We start from the raw sequence: 2,047 nt of genomic DNA, 5'->3' as shown, positions 1-2,047 counted from the left end.
TGGCTGGTTCAGAAGACACCTCAGATGAAAACAATCTAAAACTACAGCAAGCCCTGAAAAATAAGGCTCAAACTAATATTGAAAATATCGAGACTTATCAAAAAAGTAAAAAATGTAAAATTTAAATTTTAAAAATCTCGAAAATCATAAGAATGATGAGTTTTCAGCGCCAGATCTCAATGATCTGGCTTTTTTTATGTCTTAGATTTGGCTGTTATCGCAGTCGTCATGTCAAAAGCGGCTATGCATCATTGTTTTGCTATTGATTACCCGAGCGTTCCTACTCTTAACAAAATAGGAAACTCAATTTGAAAGCTTTGATCGGATGAGCATAAGGCTCGTATTCGATTTAAAGGATCTGCATCATTTTGCTGGATATAATGTTTGATTGCCGACCACGTGTACAAATAATCAATCAATTGTTCAGAAGACCACGCTAACTGAATTTTAAAATCAGGCATAGCAATTTCCTTAAATGGAAACGGAATGGTCTGATACTGCTCATCCACATAATGACGTTCAGCATCCCAGTAATCTTTGAGAATGACCCGATATAAATACTGAATCGCGTCGTTGAGTTGCGTATGATCGACCTGAATCAAACCATAACCCAATACAGCAAATACACCCTCGGGTTTTAAAGTTCGTTTGACTTGCGCATAAAAAGCATCAAAATCAAACCAGTGAATCGCTTGGGCGACGCTGATGAAATCAAAACATTGCGCTGGAAAACGAGCCTGTTCTGCCGTCTGTACCTGATAACTGACATTTTCAAAATAAGGGGCGTGTTGCAATTGATTGACGCTTAAATCTGTTGCCACAATTTGCTCAAAATAAGGCGCTAAAAGTTGGGTGAACTGACCTGATCCCGCGCCGCAATCCCATGCAAAGTCGTATGCAGGCACATGTTTAAGCAGCTCTTGAACCACCGCCTGTGGATAAGTTGGTCGTGCCTGTTGATAAAGCTGACTTTGGGCTGAGAATAAATCTTTCATCCTCCGCTCCTTGATTTTAGATGCTTATACTTGACTATAAAATAAAAATGAAAGCACATCACTAAAATTGTCAGACAATAAAAAAGCCCTAAACAATGTCTAGGGCTTTTTTGAATATGGTGGCGTGAGGCAGGATCGAACTGCCGACACACGGATTTTCAATCCGTTGCTCTACCGACTGAGCTATCGCGCCGATGGCGTGTATTAAGCCGTATCTCAGGCAATTAGTCAATCAAAATCAGCATCTTTTTCATCAAATGTCTTTTTTTTACCCAAAAAAAATCCCTGATGGGATCAGGGATCGAAAACACAAATTTGGTTTTTTAAATATGGTGGCGTGAGGCAGGATCGAACTGCCGACACACGGATTTTCAATCCGTTGCTCTACCGACTGAGCTATCGCGCCGATGTGGGCGTATTAAACAATGTTCGACCGCCTCAGTCAAGATACAGCCTGCATTTTTTGCCTGAACGTTTAAATTTAAAGCAGTATTTTCGCAAAAATTATCCCTGAACCGATAATTTACCGATATGCGCCAGACAACGATGAATCGCCCCACAACCTGGTTCAAAAAATTTAACCCCTTTTTCCTCTTCCATACGGCAAACTTCACTCACCAGACGTTCCGCGACCCCTCGCCCCCGATTGGCAGGATGTACAACAATATATTCCAGAATCTTGCTTTCACCTTGTCCTGTACACCAGATTGCACCTATAATCTTGGTGTTAAATTCAGCGGTATAGACTGTGGTATACTGCGCCAGATTTTGTTCTAGCTGCTCGACCGCATCTTGCCCATCGCCAAATTCAGGACTTGTGTCATACAGTCGCTCAAGCTGGCTGCGCATTTCTTCGTTTTCAAGTGAAGTATAAGCATGTACGGTTATAGGCATGGATTAACCCTCCTGAGCAATCTGTGTGCTGTCACTTTTGTCACAGCGAATTGAGCTTTATATTCATCATTTTTAACGTTTTTTGAGGAACGTGTCCATGACAGAGCGTATCAGTGAAGTGGTAAGAAATACCAATGAGACCAAAATCCGGGTTCGTT

General features: G+C 41.4%; 2 protein-coding genes, 2 tRNA genes and 1 pseudogene. 1 reads left to right on the top strand and 4 read right to left on the bottom strand.

The genetic code is table 11. The annotated features are described in order from the left end of the window. Positions 1-266 precede the first annotated feature (266 nt). The 4 genes from J500_RS16735 to J500_RS16720 all read right to left on the bottom strand — a co-directional run bounded on the left by J500_RS16735 (position 267) and on the right by J500_RS16720 (position 1,889). Positions 267-995, bottom strand: a complete 729-nt coding sequence (locus J500_RS16735) for a class I SAM-dependent methyltransferase (protein WP_004994430.1) — start codon at positions 993-995, stop codon at positions 267-269. Positions 996-1,112: 117 nt separating this feature from the next. Continuing rightward, positions 1,113-1,188: transfer RNA gene (locus J500_RS16730), tRNA-Phe, on the bottom strand. A 137-nt stretch (positions 1,189-1,325) separates the two neighbouring features. Further along, positions 1,326-1,401 (bottom strand) — tRNA-Phe (locus J500_RS16725). Between the two features lie 98 nt (positions 1,402-1,499). Beyond that, entirely contained in the window at positions 1,500-1,889 is a 390-nt protein-coding gene (locus J500_RS16720; RefSeq protein ID WP_004991836.1) for a GNAT family N-acetyltransferase, read from the bottom strand. A 97-nt stretch (positions 1,890-1,986) separates the two neighbouring features. Here J500_RS16720 and J500_RS17795 point away from each other — a divergent pair. Further along, positions 1,987-2,047, top strand: a pseudogene (locus J500_RS17795) (imidazoleglycerol-phosphate dehydratase); the annotation flags it as partial.

Source organism: Acinetobacter sp. 479375 (assembly GCF_000581715.1).
Taxonomy (GTDB): Bacteria; Pseudomonadota; Gammaproteobacteria; order Pseudomonadales; family Moraxellaceae; genus Acinetobacter; species Acinetobacter ursingii.
This window is presented reverse-complemented; position numbering and strand designations above follow the sequence as displayed.